General features: G+C 73.4%; 12 protein-coding genes and 2 pseudogenes. 10 read left to right on the top strand and 4 right to left on the bottom strand.

The genetic code is table 11. The features are described from left to right. Positions 1-46: 46 nt before the first annotated feature. Entirely contained in the window at positions 47-2,926 is a 2,880-nt protein-coding gene (locus ABEB06_RS05220) for an ATP-binding protein (RefSeq protein WP_345695597.1), read from the bottom strand. A 278-nt stretch (positions 2,927-3,204) separates the two neighbouring features. On the opposite strand from ABEB06_RS05220, the gene ABEB06_RS05215 reads away from it, so the two are divergent. The 9 genes and pseudogenes from ABEB06_RS05215 (at position 3,205) to ABEB06_RS05180 (ending at position 13,967) form a co-directional block, all read left to right on the top strand. Next, complete coding sequence (locus ABEB06_RS05215) at positions 3,205-4,227, top strand: substrate-binding domain-containing protein (RefSeq protein ID WP_345695596.1); 1,023 nt, start codon at positions 3,205-3,207, stop codon at positions 4,225-4,227. 165 nt (positions 4,228-4,392) lie between these two features. Next, on the top strand, positions 4,393-5,529 hold the full coding sequence (locus ABEB06_RS05210; RefSeq protein WP_345695595.1) for an ROK family transcriptional regulator: 1,137 nt from the start codon (positions 4,393-4,395) through the stop codon (positions 5,527-5,529). 394 nt (positions 5,530-5,923) lie between these two features. Then, positions 5,924-7,594 (top strand): annotated as a pseudogene (locus ABEB06_RS05205) (NPCBM/NEW2 domain-containing protein); the annotation flags it as partial. Between the two features lie 54 nt (positions 7,595-7,648). Continuing rightward, positions 7,649-8,056: pseudogene (locus ABEB06_RS39275) on the top strand (NPCBM/NEW2 domain-containing protein); the annotation flags it as partial. A gap of 199 nt (positions 8,057-8,255) precedes the next feature. Next, on the top strand, positions 8,256-9,077 hold the full coding sequence (locus ABEB06_RS05200) for a DeoR/GlpR family DNA-binding transcription regulator (protein WP_345701742.1): 822 nt from the start codon (positions 8,256-8,258) through the stop codon (positions 9,075-9,077). Positions 9,078-9,487: 410 nt separating this feature from the next. Beyond that, positions 9,488-10,531, top strand: coding sequence for a substrate-binding domain-containing protein (locus ABEB06_RS05195; RefSeq protein WP_345695593.1), 1,044 nt, complete (start codon positions 9,488-9,490; stop codon positions 10,529-10,531). Between the two features lie 83 nt (positions 10,532-10,614). Then, positions 10,615-12,189, top strand: coding sequence for a sugar ABC transporter ATP-binding protein (locus tag ABEB06_RS05190; protein ID WP_425559574.1), 1,575 nt, complete (start codon positions 10,615-10,617; stop codon positions 12,187-12,189). After that, on the top strand, positions 12,186-13,226 hold the full coding sequence (locus tag ABEB06_RS05185; protein WP_345695592.1) for an ABC transporter permease: 1,041 nt from the start codon (positions 12,186-12,188) through the stop codon (positions 13,224-13,226). Before ABEB06_RS05190 ends, ABEB06_RS05185 begins: the two co-directional genes overlap by 4 nt. 363 nt (positions 13,227-13,589) lie before the next feature. Further along, entirely contained in the window at positions 13,590-13,967 is a 378-nt protein-coding gene (locus tag ABEB06_RS05180; RefSeq protein ID WP_345695591.1) for a recombinase family protein, read from the top strand. A 26-nt stretch (positions 13,968-13,993) separates the two neighbouring features. Here ABEB06_RS05180 and ABEB06_RS05175 read toward each other — a convergent pair whose 3' ends face one another. After that, positions 13,994-15,172, bottom strand: coding sequence for an ROK family protein (locus ABEB06_RS05175; RefSeq protein ID WP_345695590.1), 1,179 nt, complete (start codon positions 15,170-15,172; stop codon positions 13,994-13,996). Next, on the bottom strand, positions 15,172-15,648 hold the full coding sequence (locus ABEB06_RS05170) for an ATP-binding protein (RefSeq protein WP_345695589.1): 477 nt from the start codon (positions 15,646-15,648) through the stop codon (positions 15,172-15,174). Before ABEB06_RS05170 ends, ABEB06_RS05175 begins: the two co-directional genes overlap by 1 nt. A 545-nt stretch (positions 15,649-16,193) precedes the next feature. Here ABEB06_RS05170 and ABEB06_RS05165 point away from each other — a divergent pair. Then, on the top strand, positions 16,194-19,019 hold the full coding sequence (locus ABEB06_RS05165) for an ATP-binding protein (protein WP_345695588.1): 2,826 nt from the start codon (positions 16,194-16,196) through the stop codon (positions 19,017-19,019). Between the two features lie 49 nt (positions 19,020-19,068). Here ABEB06_RS05165 and ABEB06_RS05160 read toward each other — a convergent pair whose 3' ends face one another. Then, positions 19,069-20,109, bottom strand: a complete 1,041-nt coding sequence (locus tag ABEB06_RS05160) for an NAD(P)-dependent alcohol dehydrogenase (RefSeq protein WP_345695587.1) — start codon at positions 20,107-20,109, stop codon at positions 19,069-19,071. Positions 20,110-20,141 lie beyond the last annotated feature (32 nt).

Below are 20,141 nucleotides of genomic sequence, written 5' to 3'. Positions count from 1 at the left end.
GGTCGGTGCCACCGCCCCGGGCCGTCCGCGGCCCGGCGGGACCGGTTCACCGCGGCGGGTCCAGGACCTCCCGCACCCGACCGCGGGGCACCCCGAGCTTACGGAGCGTGTTGGCGACGTGGTGCTCGGCGGTACGAGGGGACAGCGCCAGGGTCCGCGCGATGTCCTGGTTGGACGCGCCGTCCGCCAGCAGCGCGGCGACCTGCCGCTCGCGCGGGGAGAGCTCACCGCCGTAGGCGCGCTTTCGGCGCGCCGGGGGGCGCAGCCGCCCGCTGTCGCGCAGCGCCCGCTCGCAGCGGGCCGCGTCGGCGGTGGCGCCGAGCCGGGTGAAGACGTCCAGCGCGGCGTGGAGGTCGGCGGTGGCGGTGTCCGGCGTGGTGCGCAGCCGCAGGCGGCCGGAGCGCTCCAGGACTCCGGCCGCGCTGTGGACGTGGCCGGCGGCCTGGTACCCGGCGTGGGCGCGGTCCAGGTGGGCGAGGGCGGCCTCGGGGTCGCTGTCGGCGGCGAGCAGGGCACGGGCGAGGTGCACCCCGGTGGCGACCCCGGGCGCGTCGAGGCCGTCGACGCCGCGGGCGGCGTCCTCGACGAGCCGGTGGGCCCGGTCGTCGAGGCCGCAGGCCAGGGCGGCCTCGACGGCGGTCGGGACCAGGTCGACCGGCCGCACCCACAGTCCCTTGCGGCCGAGCACCTCGACCACGGGCCCGGTCCGCTGCCAGGCGGTGGCCGGGTCGCCCTCCAGCAGGTCGAGGCGGGCGAGGACGGTGACGGCCGCCGGCACCACGTCGAGGTCGGGGTTGCCGTCCAGGTCGGTGACGAGCGGCGCCATGCCCTCGCGGGCGGCGGCCCAGCGGCCGCGGGCGGTGTCCAGGGTCGCGCGGGCGGTCAGCAGGCCGAAGCGGAGGGTGCCCTCGGTGGTCTCCCGGAGCATCGTGTCGATCGTCCGGTCCAGGCCGTCCCAGTGCCCGGCGGCGAGGTCGAGCCGGATCCGGTTGAGTCGGCAGAACTCGTCCAGCAGCGGGTAGTCGGTGCGCCGGATCAGCTCCTGCGCCTCGGCGAGCCGGGCGGCGGCCTCCGCTGTGCTGCCGCGCGGTCCGGCCAGGTAGGCGGTGTTGGACAGGGCGCGGGCGCACTGCCGCAGCACCGCGCGGTCGGTGCTGTCCAGGGGCAGCCGCGCCAGCAGGTCCAGGCGGCGGGGGTCGCCGACGAACGCCAGCAGGGTGACGCGGTTGGCGAGCACGTCCGCCCGCGCCACCGGGTCGTCACTGCGCGCGGCCAGCTCGGCGGCCCGTTCCAGCAGTGCCAGGTTCTCGGAGACGGTGCCGCCGCGGGCGTTGACGGTGGCGCCGACGGCGAGCGAGGCCGTCGCGGCCGCCGCGTGCCCCGGCCGGTCCGCCAGCTCGGCGATCGCCCGCTCCAGCTCGGCCCGGGTGTCCCGGTAGGGGCCCGAGGCGCCGACGGCGCGGGCCAGGTTGAAGCGGATCTCGCCGCGGACGGACGGGGCCAGGGCCGGGTCGGCGATGATGCCGCGCAGAGTCGCCTCGCAGGCCGCCGGATCGGTCCTGCGGACGGCGATCGCGCTGAGCGCGAGCGCGGCGCGGGTGCGGTCCTCGGACGGTAGCGAGGGTTCGCCGAGCAGCTGGCCGAGCAGCTCGGCGGCGACCCCGTCGTCGGCGACGGCGGTGGCGCGTTCGGCGGCGGCCAGTGCGTGCGGGAACCAGGCGGCGGTGTCGCCGAGCTGCCGGACGTGGTGGGCGATCTGCACCAGCGCGGGTTCGCGCTGCGCGGACAGCGCGTCGGCGGCGCGGGTGTGCAGGCGGCGCCGGCGCGGGCCGGGGATCCGGTCGTACACCGCGCGCCGGGCCAGGACGTGGCGGAACCCGTACCGGCCGGGGGAGTGCTCGACCAGGAGGTCGGCGGTCAGGACGGCGTCGAGGGCCTGCTCGGCCTGGTCCTCCGTCAGGGCGGCCACCGCCGTGAGGAGTTCCTCGGTGGTCGGCACGGCCAGGACGGCGGCGGCCTGCAGGACGGCCGTGGAGCCGGGGCCGAGTGGTGCGACCCGGCTGTTCACCGCCTCCTGCAGCGCGCGGGGCACCTTGGCCCCGGCCAGCGCGAGCGGGGCGCCCGCCTCGTCGGGCCGGGCCACGCGGTCGGCCAGGACCAGGATGTCCTCCTCCGCGGCGAGGGGGAGACCGCCGCTGCGCTCGTACAGCTCGCGGCAGAGCGGGCGGGTCGCCGCCGGTCCGAGGACGGAGGCGGCGAGCTCGCCGATGTGCGTCTCGCCGAGCGGGTCCAGCGCGAGGTCGGTGCCGCCCACCCCGAGCGGACGGCGGTACGGGGAGCCCAGGACGTTGCCGCTGCCGGGCAGTTCGCGCTCCCGGTAGGTTACGACCAGCCGGAGCCCCTCGGGCGGGTTGCGGGCCAGCAGGAGCAGCAGGTCGCGGGTGGCGTCGTCGGCCCAGTGCAGGTCCTCGACGACGAGGACGACGGGTCCGAGTGCGCGCAGCACCTCGTGGACGGCACGCATCAACTGCTGGTTGCGGGTGCCCCCCTCGGGTGCGGTCCGGGGCAGCCGGTCGGCGAGCTCCGGCAGGTAGGGGGCCAGCACGCCGGTCGCGGGCGAGAGCCGCACCTCGGCCGGCAGGTGGGCGCCGGCACCGCGCAGGGCGTCGAGCGCGGGCCCGAACGGCAGCGGCTCGCGCAGCGGGTGGCACCAGCCCCGCAGGACCGGCGGGCCCAGTCGGTCCAGGCGGTCGGCGGCCTCCCGCAGCAGCCGGGACTTGCCGATCCCGGCCTCGCCCTCCACGAACACCACGGCGGGCCCGGCCCGGAGCGCGTCGAGGAGCGAGCGCAGCTCGTCCGCCCGTCCGACGAACGCCAGTCCTGTCCGGCGGTCGGCGGCGGGACCCGGGGCCGACGCATCCCGCATGGAGTCCCCGAAACGGCGATCGGCCAGTGAGGGAACCGATCGTTCCACCCGGCGGACCGGCCGACCAGCACGAGACCGTATCGCCCGCAACCAACAGAAGGCAACACGGTCGGTGAAGGAGAAAGGGCGGGGGCGAAGGGGTCTCCAGAGGGCTTGACGTGAGGGAAGGCAGCGAGTTTGCTGGCGCGAATCCTGTTGGAAATAGTTCTGGTCTGTTGGTTTTTCTCGCCTTGTCGTAGCGTTCGGCGACCGCGCCGACGCCGTCACCGGGAGCCGTCATGCACCGCTCGCACCTCCGCCCGGCCGCTGTCGCGCTGGGCGTCCTGTCGCTCCTCGGACCCGCCGGCTGCACGCCGGCCGGCGGTCCGGCCCGGACCGCCGCGAACATCTCGATCACCTACCTGCAGAAGCAGGGCGACCAGCAGTACTTCCGGGAGGAGGCGGCCGGGGCCAGGGCCAGGGCCGAACGCCTCGGTGTCGAGCTGGTGGTGGCGGACCTCGGCGACGACGCCCGGCAGACCCTCGCCGAGGTGCGGGCCGCTGCGGAGCGGCGCACCGGCGGCCTGATCGTGGCCGTCCCGGATCCGGCGGTCGGTCCGGATCTGGTCGCCCTCGCGGCGCAGGCGAAGGTCCCGTTGCTCGCCTCCGACGACCAGATCTGCGCCACCAACGCCGTCCCGGCCGCCTGCGGTCAGGACGACCTGGTGCCGCGGATCGGCTTCTCCGGTCGGCAGATGGGAGCCGAGGTCGGCCGGCGGGCCGCCGAGGAGTTCGGGAAGGCCGGCTGGGACCGGGCGGACACCCGCATCCTCGCGGCCTGGAAGCACGACGTGACGGTCTGCACAGACCGTGTCAACGCCGCAGACGAGGCCTTCCTCTCCACCGCGGGGGCCAGCATCCGGCGGATCCACGTGGAGACCGACAACACCGTGGCCGGTGCGCGGGAGCGCGTCGCCGTCGCCGTCCGCGCGAACCCGAAAGTCAAGCACTGGGTGGTGTGGGGCTGCAACGACGAGAACGTGCAGGGCGGGGTGACCGCGCTGGCCAATGCCGGGTTCGGGGCCGAGGACGTGATCGGGGTGGGCCTGGGCGCGTACCTGGCCTGCAAGGACTGGAACGGCGGCGAGCCGTCCGGGATGAAGGCCGCGCTGTTCATCGACGGCCGGGGCGTCGGCGCGCTGGCCGTGCAGACGATGTACGACCGGCTTAAGAACGGCAAGGACTTCCCGAAGGAGGCGTTCGCACCGACCACCATGGTCGACCCGGGCAGTTGGAAGGCCGCCGGCCTGTCCTGCGGATGACCGGCACCTGCCCCGACCACCTACCGATCCGCGGCCGGGCCCCCGTACCGATCCCTGCCGGAGACCCGAACGTCACGGAAAGTCGACCACCGCGCGGTCGAACCGCGGCGCCGCGCACGTCTTCATGGAACACCCGCAACCCACCTCCGGTGAGGAGAACGCCCAGTGACAAGCGCAGCGGGCCCGGGACGGGCGGCCCCCGTCGGCCCGGCCCGGCAGCGGGCGGCCAACCGTGCGGTGCTCCTGCGCACCCTGCGCCTCGGCGGCCCGACCACCCGGCAGGAGCTCGCCAGCCGGAGCGGCCTGTCGCTGACCACCGTGGCCGGCCTGGTCACCGAGTTGGAGCCGACCGGCCTGGTCGTGCAGCACACCGTCGCCCACCCGCGCAGCGGACGCCGCCCCTTCGTGGTCGCCTTCAACCCCGGCGCCGGAGCGGCGCTCGCCGTCGACCTCGGACGCACCCGCCTGGCGGTGGCGGTCGGGGACCGGACGCGGCCGGTCCTCGCCGAGCGCACCGTCCCGCGCCCGCCCGAGGATCCCCAGCGCCTGGTCGGCCTGCTGGCGGAGCAGGTACTGGCGGAGGCCGGAACCGCTCCCGAGACGCTGGTCGGCGCTGCCGTGGCCGCGGGCCGCAGAGGCGTGCCGGGCGGATCCGACGACGGCGGCCGGCTGCTTCCGGGCCGGCCGGCGCCGTCCGAGGCGGCCGCCCTCGCCCGGGGGATCGAGCGGACGTGGCAGCTGCCGGTCACCGTGGAGAGCAGGGCGCGGCTGGGCGCGCTCGCCGAGGTCGTCCACGGCGCGGTTCGCGCTCCGGGGCCGCTCCTCAACCTCGTCCGGGACGAAGGGACGGAGCTCGGCATCGCGATCGGCGGCACGCTCTACAGCGGGGGCTCGGGCGGAGCGGGACGGATCGGCCACGTCGTGGTGGATCCGGGCGGCCGGCCGTGCGAGTGCGGCCGACGCGGCTGCCTCGACGCCTCGGTGGACGAGGACGCCCTGCGGCGGTCGCTCCACCCGGGGCCGGTGCCCGGCGGCGTCGATGCTGTCGGCCTGCTCGCGCGGGCGGTCGGGGCGGCGGCGGTGCTGATCGATCCCTCGACCGTGGTGCTCGGCGGCTCGCTCGCGTCGCTCGGCGAAGGGCTCGCGCAGCGGCTGCGGGCCGAACTGGCGGCCGCACCCGGGCCGGCTCCCGGCCCGGTCGTCGTGTGCTCCGCCCTGGGGGAGCGGGCGGTGCTGCTCGGCGCTCTGGACCTGGTGCTGTCGTCCTTCGGGCAACCGGGCCGACCGGCCGACCAGGGGTAGCCGCCGGGGCCGGATGCCCGGTCGCGCCGCCCACAACGGCCACGACCGGGCGCGCCGTGCCAGGGTGCACCGACGCAGGCCGCGGTGGGGGACGAACGGGGACGTCTCGTGCGCCCCTGTCGTGACGGCCGGTCAGAAACTATCACGGATCAACAGATATCAACGCTGGACCGAAGTGCCGAGGACGCGCCGCGCACCGCCGGACCCCGGAAAGCGGCGACCTGCCCTGCCCTGCTGCGGAGCTGCGGTCGACGAGCCTCCCAGGTGATGCACCGTCAACTTCGGTGTGCGCGATGCCTTGACAGGCGGGCGCGGCAGGCCGACGCTTTCCAACGTTCGGTTCCGTTGGATTCGGTGTGTTTCTGCGCCGATTGAGTATCGGAGGACCCCCACCTTGGCTCCCGTTCCCCGTGTTCGCCGACACCGCGCCGTCGGCTTCACCACCGCCCTGGCCCTGCTCGGCAGCGGCGCCACCCTCAGTGCCGCCGCGGTCGTCGGCCTCCAGGTCGCGACCGCCACCCCGGCCGCCGCGCTCCAGAACTCCCTGGCCCTCACCCCGCAGATGGGCTTCAACAACTGGAACTCCACCGGCTGCCGACCGGAGTTCAACGAGGCGATGGTGAAGGGCACCGCGGACCTGTTCGTCGCCCAGGGCCTGAAGGACGCCGGCTACACCTACGTCAACATCGACGACTGCTGGGCACTGCCCCAGCGCGACGCCGCCGGGAACCTCGTCCCGGACCCGGTCCGCTTCCCGAACGGCATCAAGGCCGTCGCCGACTACGTCCACGACAAGGGCCTGAAGTTCGGCATCTACTCCAGCGCCGGCACCAAGACCTGCGACCGCATCGGCTTCCCCGGCGGCCTCGGCCACGAGCAGCAGGACGCGAACCTGTGGGCGTCCTGGGGCGTCGACTACCTCAAGTACGACTCCTGCAACGGCAACGGCATCGAGCGGTACAAGGTCATGGGCGAGGCCCTCAGGGCGACCGGCCGCAACATCCTGTACGGCATCTGCGAATGGGGCACCACCCGGCCGTGGGCCTGGGCGAAGGACGTCGGCAGCTCGTGGCGCACCACCGGCGACATCTCCGACTCCTGGTCAGTCATGCTCACCATCGCCCACGCCAACCAGCCGCTCGCGCCCTTCGCCGGCCCCGGCTCCTGGAACGACCCCGACATGCTCGAGGTCGGCAACGGCCACATGACCGACACCGAGTACCGCACCCACTTCAGCCTCTGGGCCGAGATGGCCGCCCCGCTGCTCATCGGCACCGACCTGCGCAAGGCGACCCCGGAGACCTACGCGATCCTCAAGAACACCGACGTGATCGCCGTCGACCAGGACCCGCTCGGCCGCCAGGGCAGCGTCATCGCCAAGAGCGGCGGCCTGGTGGTGATGAGCAAACCCCTCGCCGACGGCTCCCGTGCCATCACCCTCACCAACGAGACCACCACCACCGCGGCCATCACGACCAGCGCGGAAGCCGCCGGGATCGGGGGTGCTCCGAGCTACACGCTCAAGGACCTGTGGTCCAAGGAGACCACGACCAGCAACGGCACCATCAGCGCGACCGTCCCCGCGCACGGCACCGTGATGTACCGGGTCACCCCGTCGCTCCGCACCGACATGCCGGCAGGGACCTACCAGCTCGGCGACCTCGCCTGGTCGGCCGCCCACACCACCCGCGGACCGGTCGAGCGCGACCACAGCGCCGGCGGCCCCGCCGCCGGGGACGGCGGACCGCTCACCATCGGCGGCGCCACCTACCCGAAAGGGCTGGGGGTGCGCCCGGAGTCCGACCTCCACTACTACCTGGGCAGCACGTGCACGGGCCTGACCGTCGACGTCGGCATCGACGACGAGTCCCCGGCCGGCTCGGCCATCTTCCGGATCTACCGCGACAGCACCGTCGTCGCGGACAGCGGAGTGCGCACAGCAGGTCAGGCTCCGGTGCGCCTGACCGCCGACCTGACCGGCGGCGAGGAACTGCGCCTCATCGCGACCGGTCCCGGGGGCGACGGCAGCGCCCACGCCGACTGGCTCGCTCCCCGTCTCACCTGCGGCCCAGCCGGGCCGAACACCCCCGTCGCCGCTCCGCTCGGTGACCGCGCCCAGGCCTACAGCAGCAACGGCTGGGGACCCGTCGAGATCGACCGCAGCAACGGGGAGAAGGCAGCCGGTGACGGGCACGCCCTGACCGTCGGTGGCACCGTCTACACCAAGGGCCTGGGCACCAACGCCAACTCCCTCGTCCTCTACGACCTCGGCGGCGCCTGCACCGGCCTGACCGTGGACGTGGGCGTCGACGACGAGGTGGGCGGCAAGGGCACCGTCGTGTTCGAGATCTACGCCGACGGACAGAAGGTCGCCGCCAGCGGCAGCCTCACCGGGAACGACGGACCGGTCCACCTCAGCGCCCACCTCGAGGGGGCCCGGGCGCTCATGCTCCGTGTCGCCGACGGCGGCGACAACACCCAGTACGACCACGCCGATTGGGCCGCGCCCCAACTGACCTGCCTCTGAACCGGATACCGGTCCCCGGTGTTGCCCGCGGCGGCGCCGGGGACCGTCGGGGCGGCGCAGCCGTCGGACGGAACCCACGGATACCGACCGGGGTGAGCCGGCCGGAGCTCCCGTCCGGCTGCTCCGCGCGGGCGGCGGCGCCGAAGATCGGCTGCGCTATATTCGGACCGGATCCCACCATGACGAGCCGGGGGTGGCAGTGGCCGACCAAGGACTGCTCGCGCAGCAGCGGCGTGCCCTGATCATGGAGGCCGTGCGCCGTGACGGCGCGGTACGCGTCGCGGACCTGGTGGCCAGCCTCGGGGTGTCCGACATGACCGTCCGGAGGGACCTCGACGCCCTGGAGCGCCGCGGGCTGGTGGAGAAGGTCCACGGCGGCGCCGTGGCGTCCACCGGAAGCGGCGACGAACCGGGGTTCGACGCCAAGTCCGGGCTGGAGTCCGCGGCCAAGGCGTCCATCGCCGACGCGGCGGCTGCCCTCGTCAAGCCGGGCAGTGTGGTCGGGTTGAGCGCCGGCACGACCACCTTCGCCGTCGCCAAGCGGCTGGTGCACGTCGAGGACCTGACCATCGTCACCAACTCGCTTCCCATCGACCAACTGGTCCGCAACGCCAAGACGATCAATCCGAAGCCGCCCGTCGTCCTGCTGACCGGCGGCTCGGCGACCCGTTCCGAGGCGCTGGTCGGGCCGATCGCGGAACGCACGATCGACTCCCTCCACGTCGACGTCCTGATCCTGGGCACCCACGGAGTGACCGAGCGGGACGGGCTGTCCAGCCCCAATTTGGCCGAGGCGCAGACCAATCGGGTCTTCATCTCCCGCGCCCGCCAGGTCGTGGTGGCGGCCGACCACACCAAGTGGGGCGTCGTGGGCCTGAGCACCTTCGCCGGCCTCGGTCAGATCAACTTCTTCGTCACCGACGCGGGCATGCCGACGGACGCCCAGGTCGCGCTGCGTGATCGGGTCGGCCAGCTCGTGGTGGTCGGCGTCGACGGCGAGCCGGACGAGTCGCTCTCCTGAGCTCCCGGCCGGATATCCGGCCGGATTCCCCGCCCGGCAAAACGCGGTCAATAAAACGCGATTGCCGAATTCTTGACACCGTGTGCGCCGATTCGGTGGGATGGAATGTCCGCCTGCGCCCCGAGTGACCCTTTCAACGCGCCCGACGATACGTCAACCACATTGCTGGAAACGCTGATCGACCGGCGTTGCGCCTTTCTGCGCCCTGCGCCACCCGCTGTGGTCACAAGGTGATTTCGGCCTTTCCCGCCGCTTGACGGAAACCGCGCCGCGACTGTCATATGTTGCTTGCAGTTTGAACCTGTTGGTTTCTGGTGGATTTCTCGGCGCTTCCTCCGCGCCGGTTCACCCTCTGATCCCTCACCTGCACCCCCACGCCGCCAAGCGGCTCATGCTCGAAGGAGCTCCCCATGTTCCGCACCACCCCCAGCCGTTCCGTCGTCGCGGCGGGCCTGCTGCTCGCCCTCGGTGCGACCGCCGCCTGCTCGACGGGGCAGCAGTCCACCGGCGGCACCGACCAGGCCGCCCCGGTCACCGGCCGGATCTCGATCACCTACCTGCAGAAGCAGGGCGACCAGGAGTACTTCGTCGGTGAGGCGGCCGGCGCGAAGGCGAAGGCCGCCGAGCTGGGGGTGGAGCTGAAGGTGGTCAACCTCGGCAACGACGCCAACAAGACGGTCAGCGAGGTGCAGTCCGCGATCGCGCAGAAGTCCAACGGCCTGATCGTCGTGGTGCCGGACCCGGCGGTCGGCCCGCAGGTCGTGCAGGCCGCCAAGGACGCCAGGGTCGCACTGCTGACCTCCGACGACCAGATCTGCGCCAACGGCCCGGACCCGTCCGCCTGCGGCAAGGAGAACCTGGTGCCCCGGATCGGCTTCTCGGGTGAGCAGATGGGCGGCGAGGTCGGCAAGCGCGCCGCCGAGGAGTTCAGGAAGGCCGGCTGGAACCCGGCGGAGACCCGCACCATCTCGGCCTGGAAGCAGGACGTCACGGTCTGCGGCGACCGGGTGAAGGCCGCGAAGGGCGCCTTCGGCGCGGCGGTGCAGGGCGTGCCGAACATCGACGTCGCCACCGACAACACCCCGACCGGCGCCCAGGACAGGATCGCCGCCACCGTCACCGCCAACCCCGGGGTCAAGCACTGGGTGGTGTGGGGCTGCAACGACGAGAACGTGCAGGGCGGGGTGACCGCGCTGGCCAACGCCGGGTTCAAGGCCGAGGACGTGGTCGGGGTGGGCCTGGGCGCGTACCTGGCCTGCAAGGACTGGAACGGCGGCAAGCCGTCCGGGATGAAGGCCGCGCTGTTCATCAACGGCAAGGACGTCGGCGCGCTCGCCGTCCAGACCATGGTCGACCGCCTGAAGAACGGCAAGGACTTCCCCGCCGAGGCCTTCGCCCCCACCCGGATGGTCGACGCCGCCACCTGGAAGGACGCCGGCGTCAGCTGCAGCTGAGCCCCCCGACCCGGTCGGCCCCACCGCCCCCGTGAGGCCGACCACCCAGACCCGACCCTCCCGCACGATCCGAAGGCGACACCATGAGCAGAGCTCGCGACATGAACCCGAATCCCCGCCCGCCCACCCCCGCACCCGCCGACAGCTTCGGCGTCCGGGACGTCTCCAAGCGGTTCGGTGCCGTCCGGGCGCTCGGCGGGGTGACCCTGGACTTCCCCGCCGGGCAGGTGACCGCGCTGATGGGCGAGAACGGTGCGGGCAAGTCCACCCTGCTGAAGATCCTCACCGGCGACCACCAGCCGACCGAGGGCGCCGTCGTCGTCGACGGGCAGCCGGTCCGCCTCGCCTCGCCGATCGACGCCCGCCGCGTCGGGATCCGGATCATCCCGCAGGAGCCCGAGATCATCCCGCACGTCTCGGTCGCCGAGAACGTCTACGCAGGCGCCCTTCCCCGCCGGGCCGGCCGCCGCCTGGATCGGGCCGAGCTGCGCCGCCGGATCACCGCCGATCTGCAGCGGCTCGGCTTCGCCGGAGTCCTCGACCCGGACCTGCTGGGCTCCCAGCTGACGCCCGCGCAGCGGCAGTTGGTGGAGATCCTGCGGGCGCTGACCGGCGAGGCGAAGGTGATCGCGTTCGACGAGCCGACCTCCTCGCTCTCCGAGCACGAGGTCGAGGCGCTGTTCGCCCTCATCCGTCGGCTGCGGGACCAGGGCGTCGCCGTGGTCTACGTCTCGCACCGGATGCAGGAGATCTTCCGCCTCGCCGACCGGATCGCCGTGCTGCGCGACGGCGAACTCGCCGGCCTCCAGGACGCCGCCACCACCGACGAGGGCCAGCTGGTCCGGCTGATGGTCGGCCGCGACCTGTCCGCCATGTTCTCGCGCAGCCGGGTGGCCACCGACCGGCTGGTCCTCGACGTGCGGGGCGTGACCACCGACGACGTCCGCGACGTCTCCTTGCGGATCCACGCCGGCGAGGTGGTCGGGCTCGCCGGGCTGATCGGCGCCGGACGCTCCGAACTCGGCCTCGCCCTGGCCGGCGACCTGCCCGTCCGCTCCGGCACCGCCACCCTGGACGGCCGCCCGCTGCCGTTCGGCCGTCCCGGTGCCGTCATCCGCGCCGGGCTCGGCCTCGCCCCGGAGGAGCGCAAGGCGCAGGCCCTGTTCCTGCAGCGCTCGATCCGCGACAACACCTCCATCGCCGTGCTGGAACGCCTGCGCCGCTTCCGGTTCGTGCGCCGCGGCGCGGAGAAGCAGCTCGCCCAGGAGTACGCGGACCGGCTGCGGGTGCGCACCCCCTCGATCGAGCACGAGGTCGGCAAGCTCTCCGGCGGCAACCAGCAGAAGGTGGTCCTCGCCCGCTGGCTGGCCCGCAGGCCCAAGGTCCTCATTTTGGACGAGCCGACCCGCGGCATCGACGTCGGCGCGAAGGCCGAGATCTACCGGATCATCGCCGACCTCGCCGAACAAGGCGTCGCCGTCCTGGTGATCTCCTCCGAACTCCCCGAGGTCCTCGGCCTCGCCGACCGCGTCGTGGTGATGCAGAACGGCCGCGTCACCGGCGAAGTCGACCGCCGCGACGCCACCGAAGAGGCCATCCTCGCCCTCGCCATGGCCGACGACCTCGCCCCCGCTCGCACCCCTGGAGCCACCGCATGAGCACCACCACCGGCACCCCCCGGACCACCGGCGGCGCGAGCGCACCCGAGAACCGCACCGTCCGCCGACTCTCCGCCCTGGCCGCCCTCAACGGGCAAAACCTCAGCCTGATCGGCGCGTTGGTCGTCGTCCTGGCCTTGTTCGGGGTCCTCAACGAGAACTACCTCAGCCTGACCAACCTCCAGGTCATCGCCGAGGCCGCCACCATCACCGGCCTCCTCGCCGTCGTCCAGACCGTCGTCATCATCTGCGGCGGCCTCGACATCTCCGTCGGCTCCCAGGCAGGCGTCGCCTCCGTCGTCTCCGCGATGGCCTTCACCACCGCCGGCTCCAACGCCTTCGCCGGCACGGCCGCCGCCATCGCCGTCGGCCTGCTGATCGGCCTGCTCAACGGCGCCGTCATCGTCTACGGCCGGGTCAACCCCACCATCGCCACCCTCGCCGGCCTCGCCGCCTACAAGGGCCTCGCCCAACTCCTCTCCGACGGCCGCGCCCAGGGCTACGTCCTCAACGACCCCGTCTTCGTCTTCCTCGGCCGCGGCAAGATCGCCGGCCTGCCCGTCATGGTCTGGATCCTGATCGCGGCAGCCCTCGCCGTCCACGTCCTGCTCAAGTACACCGACCTCGGCCGCAACCTGTACGCGATCGGCGGCAACGACACCGCCGCCCGCCTCGCCGGCATCAACATCAACAAATACCTCATCGCCGTCTACGCCCTCATCGGCACCGTCGCCGCCGTCGCCGGCATCCTCCTCACCGCCCGCACCGGATCCGGCCAGCCCACCTCCGGCAGCGAAGGCCTCGAACTCAAAGCCATCACCGCCGCCGCCCTCGGCGGCTGCGCCCTCAAGGGCGGCAAGGGCGGCATCGGCGGCACCCTGCTCGCCGTCGCCCTCCTCGGCGCCCTGGAGAACGGCCTCACCGTCCAGGGCATCAACTCCTTCTGGCAGAACGTCGCCCAAGGCACCCTCCTGGTCCTCGCCGTCGTCGTCCAGCAACGCCGCACCGGCGAACGCGCCATCGGCCTCCCCGCCTGACCCGCACCCACCCCTCGATCTCCGCCGGTGCCTGCCCCCGTACGGTCGCCGCAAAGGAGCGGCGGTCGGGCAGGAGCCCCGTCGGCGGACGGCGGCGGCCGTTGAGGGTCGGTCTCGTCGCCAACCACGCCGGTGGCGTCCACCTCTGCGGACGCCACCGGCATCCCCATGCCCCCACCACTACCCACCCCACCGCACCCCGGTACCCACCCCACCGCGACCCGCCCGCAGTGGTTATCAGAACGTCGCCGAGATCCGAGCGGAACGACCTCGACCGCGGTGCCCCGCACGATTTCTCATGGATCACCCGAAGCGGAGTGCCGTACCGGCGCCGCCCCGACCGTCGCAGGCTGGTGAGTGGACATGACGGACATCGAGACCATCCCGGAGGGCCGGAAGGGCGCTGCGGCGATCTACCTCCGCTGCTACCCGCAGGACAGTTGGCACCTCCTCGACCACCGTCCCGCGCTCAACGACCACGCCCGGCGCCTCGGACTCGGCACTCCGGCCGTCTACCTGGACAACGGCTGCCGCTCCATCGGATCCAGACCGGCACTCGACAGCCTGATCGAGGCGGTCGAGCAGGGCCTGTACGCGACCGTTCTCGTCCCCGGGCCGTTCGTGTTCGCGCTGGACGAAGCCGCCGCGGCGGCCGTGGTGGGGCGCCTGGAGGCCGCCGGCTGCCGCGTCGTCGTCGCACCTCCATCGTCGGACCGTACGGTTGCGGACATGGAGAGGTGAGACTGCGGTGGGAGAAAGCTCCGGCCTCACCGTCTGCCGAAGTGGTGAACATCTGATGCCCGTTCACCTGCGCAGAGCCACAGGTCCAGGGCGCCGAGCAGTGGGGCCCGACCGCGCAGCGTCGAGCGGACCAGCGGAGGGACCGGGTCGGCGTTCTGCCACGCGGCCAGCCCGGCGCGCAGTTGGGCGGCGAACGGCTCCCCCAGGTCGGCGAGAGAACCGCCGAGAACCACCACGGACGGGTCGATCACCAGCGACGCGGCGGCCACCGCCTGGGCCAGCAGCAGCACTTCGTCGGTGGGATCCGTCCGCGACGGGACCGGGCCGAGCCGGGCGGCACGCTGCAGGGCCGACCTGTCGACGTACGCGTCGAGGCAGCCGCGCCGTCCGCACGGGCAGAGCCGCCCACCGGCGCGGACGACATGGTGGCCGATCATGCCCGCAGTTCCCGAGTGGCCGCGGTGGATCCTGCCGCCGATCGTGATCCCCAGGTCGACCCGGCCGTCGCAGGTGACGTTGAGCAGGGTCCGGGCCTGTGGCTCCGGGCTCCGGGAGGACTCGGCGAGGGCGCCCAGGCGGGCCCGGCTCTCGACGGCGACCGGCAGGTGCCACTGCTCGCCCAGCACCCGTACGAGGTTCCCCGCGTCGATGCCGCCGTGCGCCGCGGGACCGGCACCGCCCGGCTGCTCGGACAGGGTGCACGCGGTGGGCGTGGTGGACACGCGGTCCAGCGCAACCGTGGCGCCGAGCAGGACCGCTGGATCCGCGCCGGACTCGGCAACGACCCGCCGGGTCATGGCGTCCACCAGGCGCCGGGTGGTCCGCGGGTGGTCTCGCGGGGGGCGTTCCGCGCTGAGCTCGGCGCGGATGCCTGCGGCGGGCGTGGCGACGGCTGCGGCGATGTGCCGGGGACCGATGTCGAGGGCGAGTGCCGCGACGGCGCTGCGGCTGAGGGCGACGAGCAGCGGTCGCCGACCGCTGCCGCCCTGGGCCACCGGCACTTGGGTGACCGTTCCGGCCAGCTCAAGCTCCGTCACCAGGGAGGCGACGGTACTCGTCGACAGACCGGTGCGCCGGGTCAGTTCGTGCCTGGTCGTCGGACCGCTCGAACGCAGGGCCCGCAGCAGCGCGCTGCGGTTGTCGGTGCGTTCGCGGGCCCGGGCGCCGAGCGGAGGCCGCGGTGCCTCGCCGGAACCCCGGGACATCAGGCCGCCTCCTCGGCGGTGGTCGAGCCGTCGATGCGCACCAGAGCGCTGATCAGGGTGCCGTCGGGGCCGGCGTCGACCGCACAGTCGTCGCTGACGGCCCGTACCAGGTCCAACCCCCGTCCGCAGGTTGCACTGTGGTCGGCGCGATTGGCCCGAGGGCGGGTGCGTTCGAGCCAGTGCCCGTCGTCGCGCACCGCGACCACCAGTTCGGATCCCCCGAAGTGGACCATGACCGTCACCGAGTGGCTTCCGCTGTGCAGGACGGCGTTGGTCACCAGTTCGCTGACGACCAGGCACGCGGTGTCGCAGACCTCCTCCGCGAGCCGGAGTCGGCGCACGCAGGACCGGACGAAGTGCCGCATCGAGGGCACGCACGCAGCGCTGGGGGCCATGGCGCAGGCCGACCACGAGACCGCGGAGACCGGACGGGCCCAGGGCTCGGCGAGCGGCTCGGGGGCGATGGTGGTGGTCATGGCGACCTCCTGGCAGGAAGGGTGCTGGGCCCGTCCCGGGGGTGCCTGTGCCGGTCTTTCCGAGCGGCTGGAATTCTTACCGGCTCCGGAAGATTGCTGGGCGTTTTTCCGGGACACCTCCATCAAAGATGAATGCGATCGTCGGTTTCCAGTGCGCAGGAGGGCGATTCCGGTGCACTTTCGGACCACGAGTGGGTGGTCGCTGGGTAGTGCGGGCCGTCGACATGGGTAGTGGCCGAGGTGCCCGGTCACAAGCGTCCTGCCTGCGGGAATGTTCTGCCTACCGGCCGGTGGCGTGCTCACGGACGAGGATAAGGGAATTCCGCGCGCGCATGGACCACGCGGCGGAATCGGGCCGCTCCTGCGTTCGGGCGGCGGGAAGAGGGGCGCCGGTCGAGGACCTCGACCCGGAGGCCGGTGGTCCCGGCCGGAGGGCTAGCATGGAAGGACGTTTTCGCCGGATATCGACTCGTCCATCCAGGGTTGTCATGACAGAGCTGTCGGGCGGGGGGCCGCGTACCGGTCATCGCGCGGGTTTCGCGTTCGTGGGGCGCGAGCGAGAGATGCGCTCACTGGTGGAGGGCCTGCGGGACGCCCCGGCGGTGGTCCTGGTCGAGGGCGAGGGCGGGGTGGGCAAGTCCCGGCTGCTGCGGGAGGCCGCCGCGCGCCTGGAGGGCGGGGGACTGGTCCTGCTGCGGGGCTGGTGCCATCCGCTGCGCGAACCGTTGCCGTTCGGGCCGGTCGTCGACGCGCTGCGCGACGCTCACACCCTCTTCGGCCCCGAGACGTACTTCAGCCCCGCGACGGCCGTCCTCGCGCCGTTCATCCCGGAACTCGCCCCCCGACTGCCGGTGCCCGGCCCGGAGATCGACGGCCAGGCACGGCGGCAGCAGCTGATGCGGGCGGTGCACGACCTGCTGCGCGCGCTGGGTCCGGTCGTGCTGATGGTGGAGGACCTCCACTGGGCGGACGAGGCGACCAGGGACCTGCTCCTGCTGCTGGCCAGGAACCCGCCGCCGAAGCTGCGGATGGCCCTGACCTACCGCCGGGGCGACCTGTCCGGCGACCGCGGCGTGCTCGGCTCGCCGTACCGGCGGCCGGTGGGGGTCGGAGGCGCCGAGATCGCCCTGAGCCCGCTGACCGAGGAGCACGTGCGCGAACTCGCCGCCTCGGCGATCGGCCCGGCCGCGGCCGCCCGGCTCGGCCACGAGCTCTACGAGCGCAGCGGCGGGCTTCCGCTCGCCGCAGAGGAAGACCTCCTGGTGCTCACGAAGCGGGCGGCCAAAGACGGCAAGGGCCTCACGCTGGAGGACACGGCAGTGCCGCGCGTGCTGCAGGAGGCGGTCAACAGCCGGGTGGCGGGGCTCGACCCGGCGGCGGTCTCGGTGGTCCAGGCGGCCGCGGTGCTGGCCGTGCCGGCGAGCGAGGAGCAGCTCACGCGGATGGCCGGGCTGACGGACGAGCAGGGCGAACAGGCCCTGACGGAGGATCTGTCGGCCGACGTGCTGGTCGAACGCGGCCCGGGCCGGTACGGGTTCCGCCACGTGCTGGCCCGGCGGGCCGTGTACGAGCGGATCCTCGGCCCGCGCCGGCGCCGGCTGCACCTGCGCGCCATCGAGGCACTGTCCGGGCAGGACAGCCTCGCGCTGGTCCAGATCGCCCACCACACCCGGCAGCTCGGCGACGTCACGGCCTGGCTGCCCAGGGCCATGGAGGCCGCGGACCACGCGGTCAACGTCGGGGACGAGGGCGTCGCCGCGGAACTCCTCCAGCAGCTCCTCGCCGAGCCGGCCCTGCCCCCGGAGGACCGCGCCCGGACCGCCGTCGTCCTCAGCAATCTGGCCTTCGTCAGCCTCGACTCGGTGGCGAGCACCGCGATCCTCGGCCGGATCGTCGCCGACCCCGCCTTGCCGACCCCCGTCCGCGGCGAGATCCGCCTCAACCTCGCCCGCACCCTGATGAACACCAGCACCGACCGGGTCCGGCAGATGGAGGAGCTGGAACGCGCGATCACCGAGCTGGACACCCGCCCCGGCCTGGCCGCCAGCGCCATGGCCGCCCTGAGCATGGGCCACCGCGCCAGCGTCACCCTCGCCCAGGACCGCGAGCTGATGGACCGGGCCGCGGACATCGTCGCCCGTAGCGACGACGCGGTGGCTCGCGCGACCGTTCTGGCGCTGAGGATCACCCTGCTCGCGCTCTCCGGCGACCCGCAGGCCTGGGACCTGACGGCGCAACTTCCCCGCGAGAGCCCCGACCGCGACGTGCGGCGCCAGGTGGCGCGGGCCCTGCACAACCTCGCCGACGCCGCCTTCGTGTTCGGCTTGGACGACCGGATCGGCGCCCCGCTGCGCGAAGCCGAGGAGCTGTGCGCCAACTCCGGGTACAAGCTGTTCGCCCACGGCTGCGAGGTCATCCGGCTACGGCTGGACGCCGGAGCCGGGCGCTGGGACGGCCTGGACTACCGGATCGAGGAGATGCTCCCCGCGACGTCCGAAGGCAGCGGCTTCCAGACCGAGATCCTGATGGTGCGCGCCATGCTGAACCTCGCGCGCGGTCAGTGGGCCCGGGCCCGTGAGGACCTCGCGACCTTCGACGTCGGAGACGAGGACCACACCTACTGGCAGCTCGGGCAGCAGGCGCTGCCCGTCCTCGCCCGCATCGACCTGCTGGAGGACGCACCCGACCGCGCCTGGGAACGGCTGCAGGGAGCCCTCGCGGTTCGGCGCCACAAGGGCGGCTGGATGTGGGCGACCGAACTGGTCCCGACCGCCGTGCAGGCCGCGCTGGCCGTCGGCCTGCGCCCGGACGCCGAGCGGCTGACCGCCGAGGCTGCCGCCGGAATCAAGGGCATCGACGCGCCCGGAGCCGAGGCCGAGGTGGTCTGGTGCAAGGGCCTGCTCGCCGCCGACACCGATCCCGAGGTCGCCGCCTCCCTGCTGGAACAGGCCCAGATCCGCTACGCGGCCATCGGCCGGGTGTACACCGCCGCCCTCCTGGCGGAACAGGCGGGCCGCCAGCAACTCACCCTGAACACCGGTCAGGGCGCCAGTGTCGTGCAGTCCGCCCTCGACACCTTCACCCGGCTCGGCGCCACCGCCGACGCCGACCGCTGCCGCCAGGCCCTGCGCGCCAGCGGCAGGCTGCGGCCGTCCTCGCGCGGCCGCCGCACCTACGGCGCCGGCCTCTCGCCCCGCGAGCGGCAGGTCGCCGAGCTGCTGGCCACCGGCGCGGCCAACCAGGACATCGCCCGGACCCTGGCACTCTCGCCCCGGACCGTCGAGCACCACGTCGCCAACACGCTCAAGAAGCTCGGCGTCACCCGCGCCCAGGTCGCCGAGGTGCTCCGGGCCGGCGGCACCGGCCCCTGACGCCTCCTCAGGTACGCGCGTCCGGGCCGCTGCCGGCGTTCCGGTCGGATCAGACGATGGTGGCGACGTCGATGACGAAGCGGTAGCGGACGTCGGAGGCCAGCACGCGCTCGTACGCGTCGTTGATCCGGTCGGCGGGGATCACCTCGATGTCGGCGCCGATCCCGTTTTCGGCGCAGAAGTCGAGCATCTCCTGGGTCAGGGCGATGCCGCCGATCATCGAGCCGGTCAGCACGCGCCGGGCGCTGCCGAGCAGGAAGCCGTTGACGCTCATCGGGCCGGGGGCGGCGCCGACGTTGGCGAGGACGCCGTCGAGGGTGAGCAGGCCGAGGTAGGCGTTGATGTCGAGATCGGCGCTGACGGTGTTGACGATCAGGTCGAACCGCCCGGCGAGCTCGCTGAAGGTGGCGGGGTCGGAGGTCGCCCAGTAGTGGTCGGCCCCGAGGCGGCGGCCGTCCTCCTGCTTCTTCAACGACTGGGAGAGGACGGTGACCTCGGCGCCCAGCGCATGGGCGATCTTGACGGCCATGTGGCCGAGGCCGCCGAGGCCGACGACGGCGACCTTCTTGCCGGGCCCCGCGCCCCAGTGGCGCAGCGGCGCGTAGGTGGTGATGCCCGCGCACAGCAGTGGGGCCGCCGCGGCCGGGTCGAGGCCGTCGGGGACGGACAGCACGAAGCCGGCGTCGACGACGACGTGGGTGGAGTAGCCGCCCTGGGTGGTGGTGCCGTCGTGGTCGGTGGAGGCGTAGGTGAAGACCGGCCCTTCGGCGCAGTACTGCTGGTCGCCGCCGAGGCAGGGGGCACAGCGGCCGCAGGAGTTGACCAGGCAGCCGACGCCGACGCGGTCGCCGACCCGGTGGCCGGTGACGTCGGCGCCGACTTCGGTGACGGTGCCGACGATCTCGTGGCCGGGGACGACGGGGAAGGGCTGGGGGCCCCACTCGCCGCGGACGGTGTGGATGTCGGAGTGGCAGATGCCCGCGTACTCGATGGCGATCAGGACGTCGTTCGCTCCGACGTCGCGGCGCTCGACGGTGGTGGGGGCCAGCGGCTGGCCGGCGGCGGGGGCGGCGTAGGCGTTGACGCGCATGCGCAGGTGTTCCTTTCGGTGAAGACCGGGTT

The organism is Kitasatospora terrestris (genome assembly GCF_039542905.1).
Lineage (GTDB): Bacteria > Actinomycetota > Actinomycetes > Streptomycetales > Streptomycetaceae > Kitasatospora > Kitasatospora terrestris.
The sequence above is the reverse complement of the archived record's forward strand: the minus strand, read 5'-3'. Positions and strand labels throughout refer to the sequence as shown.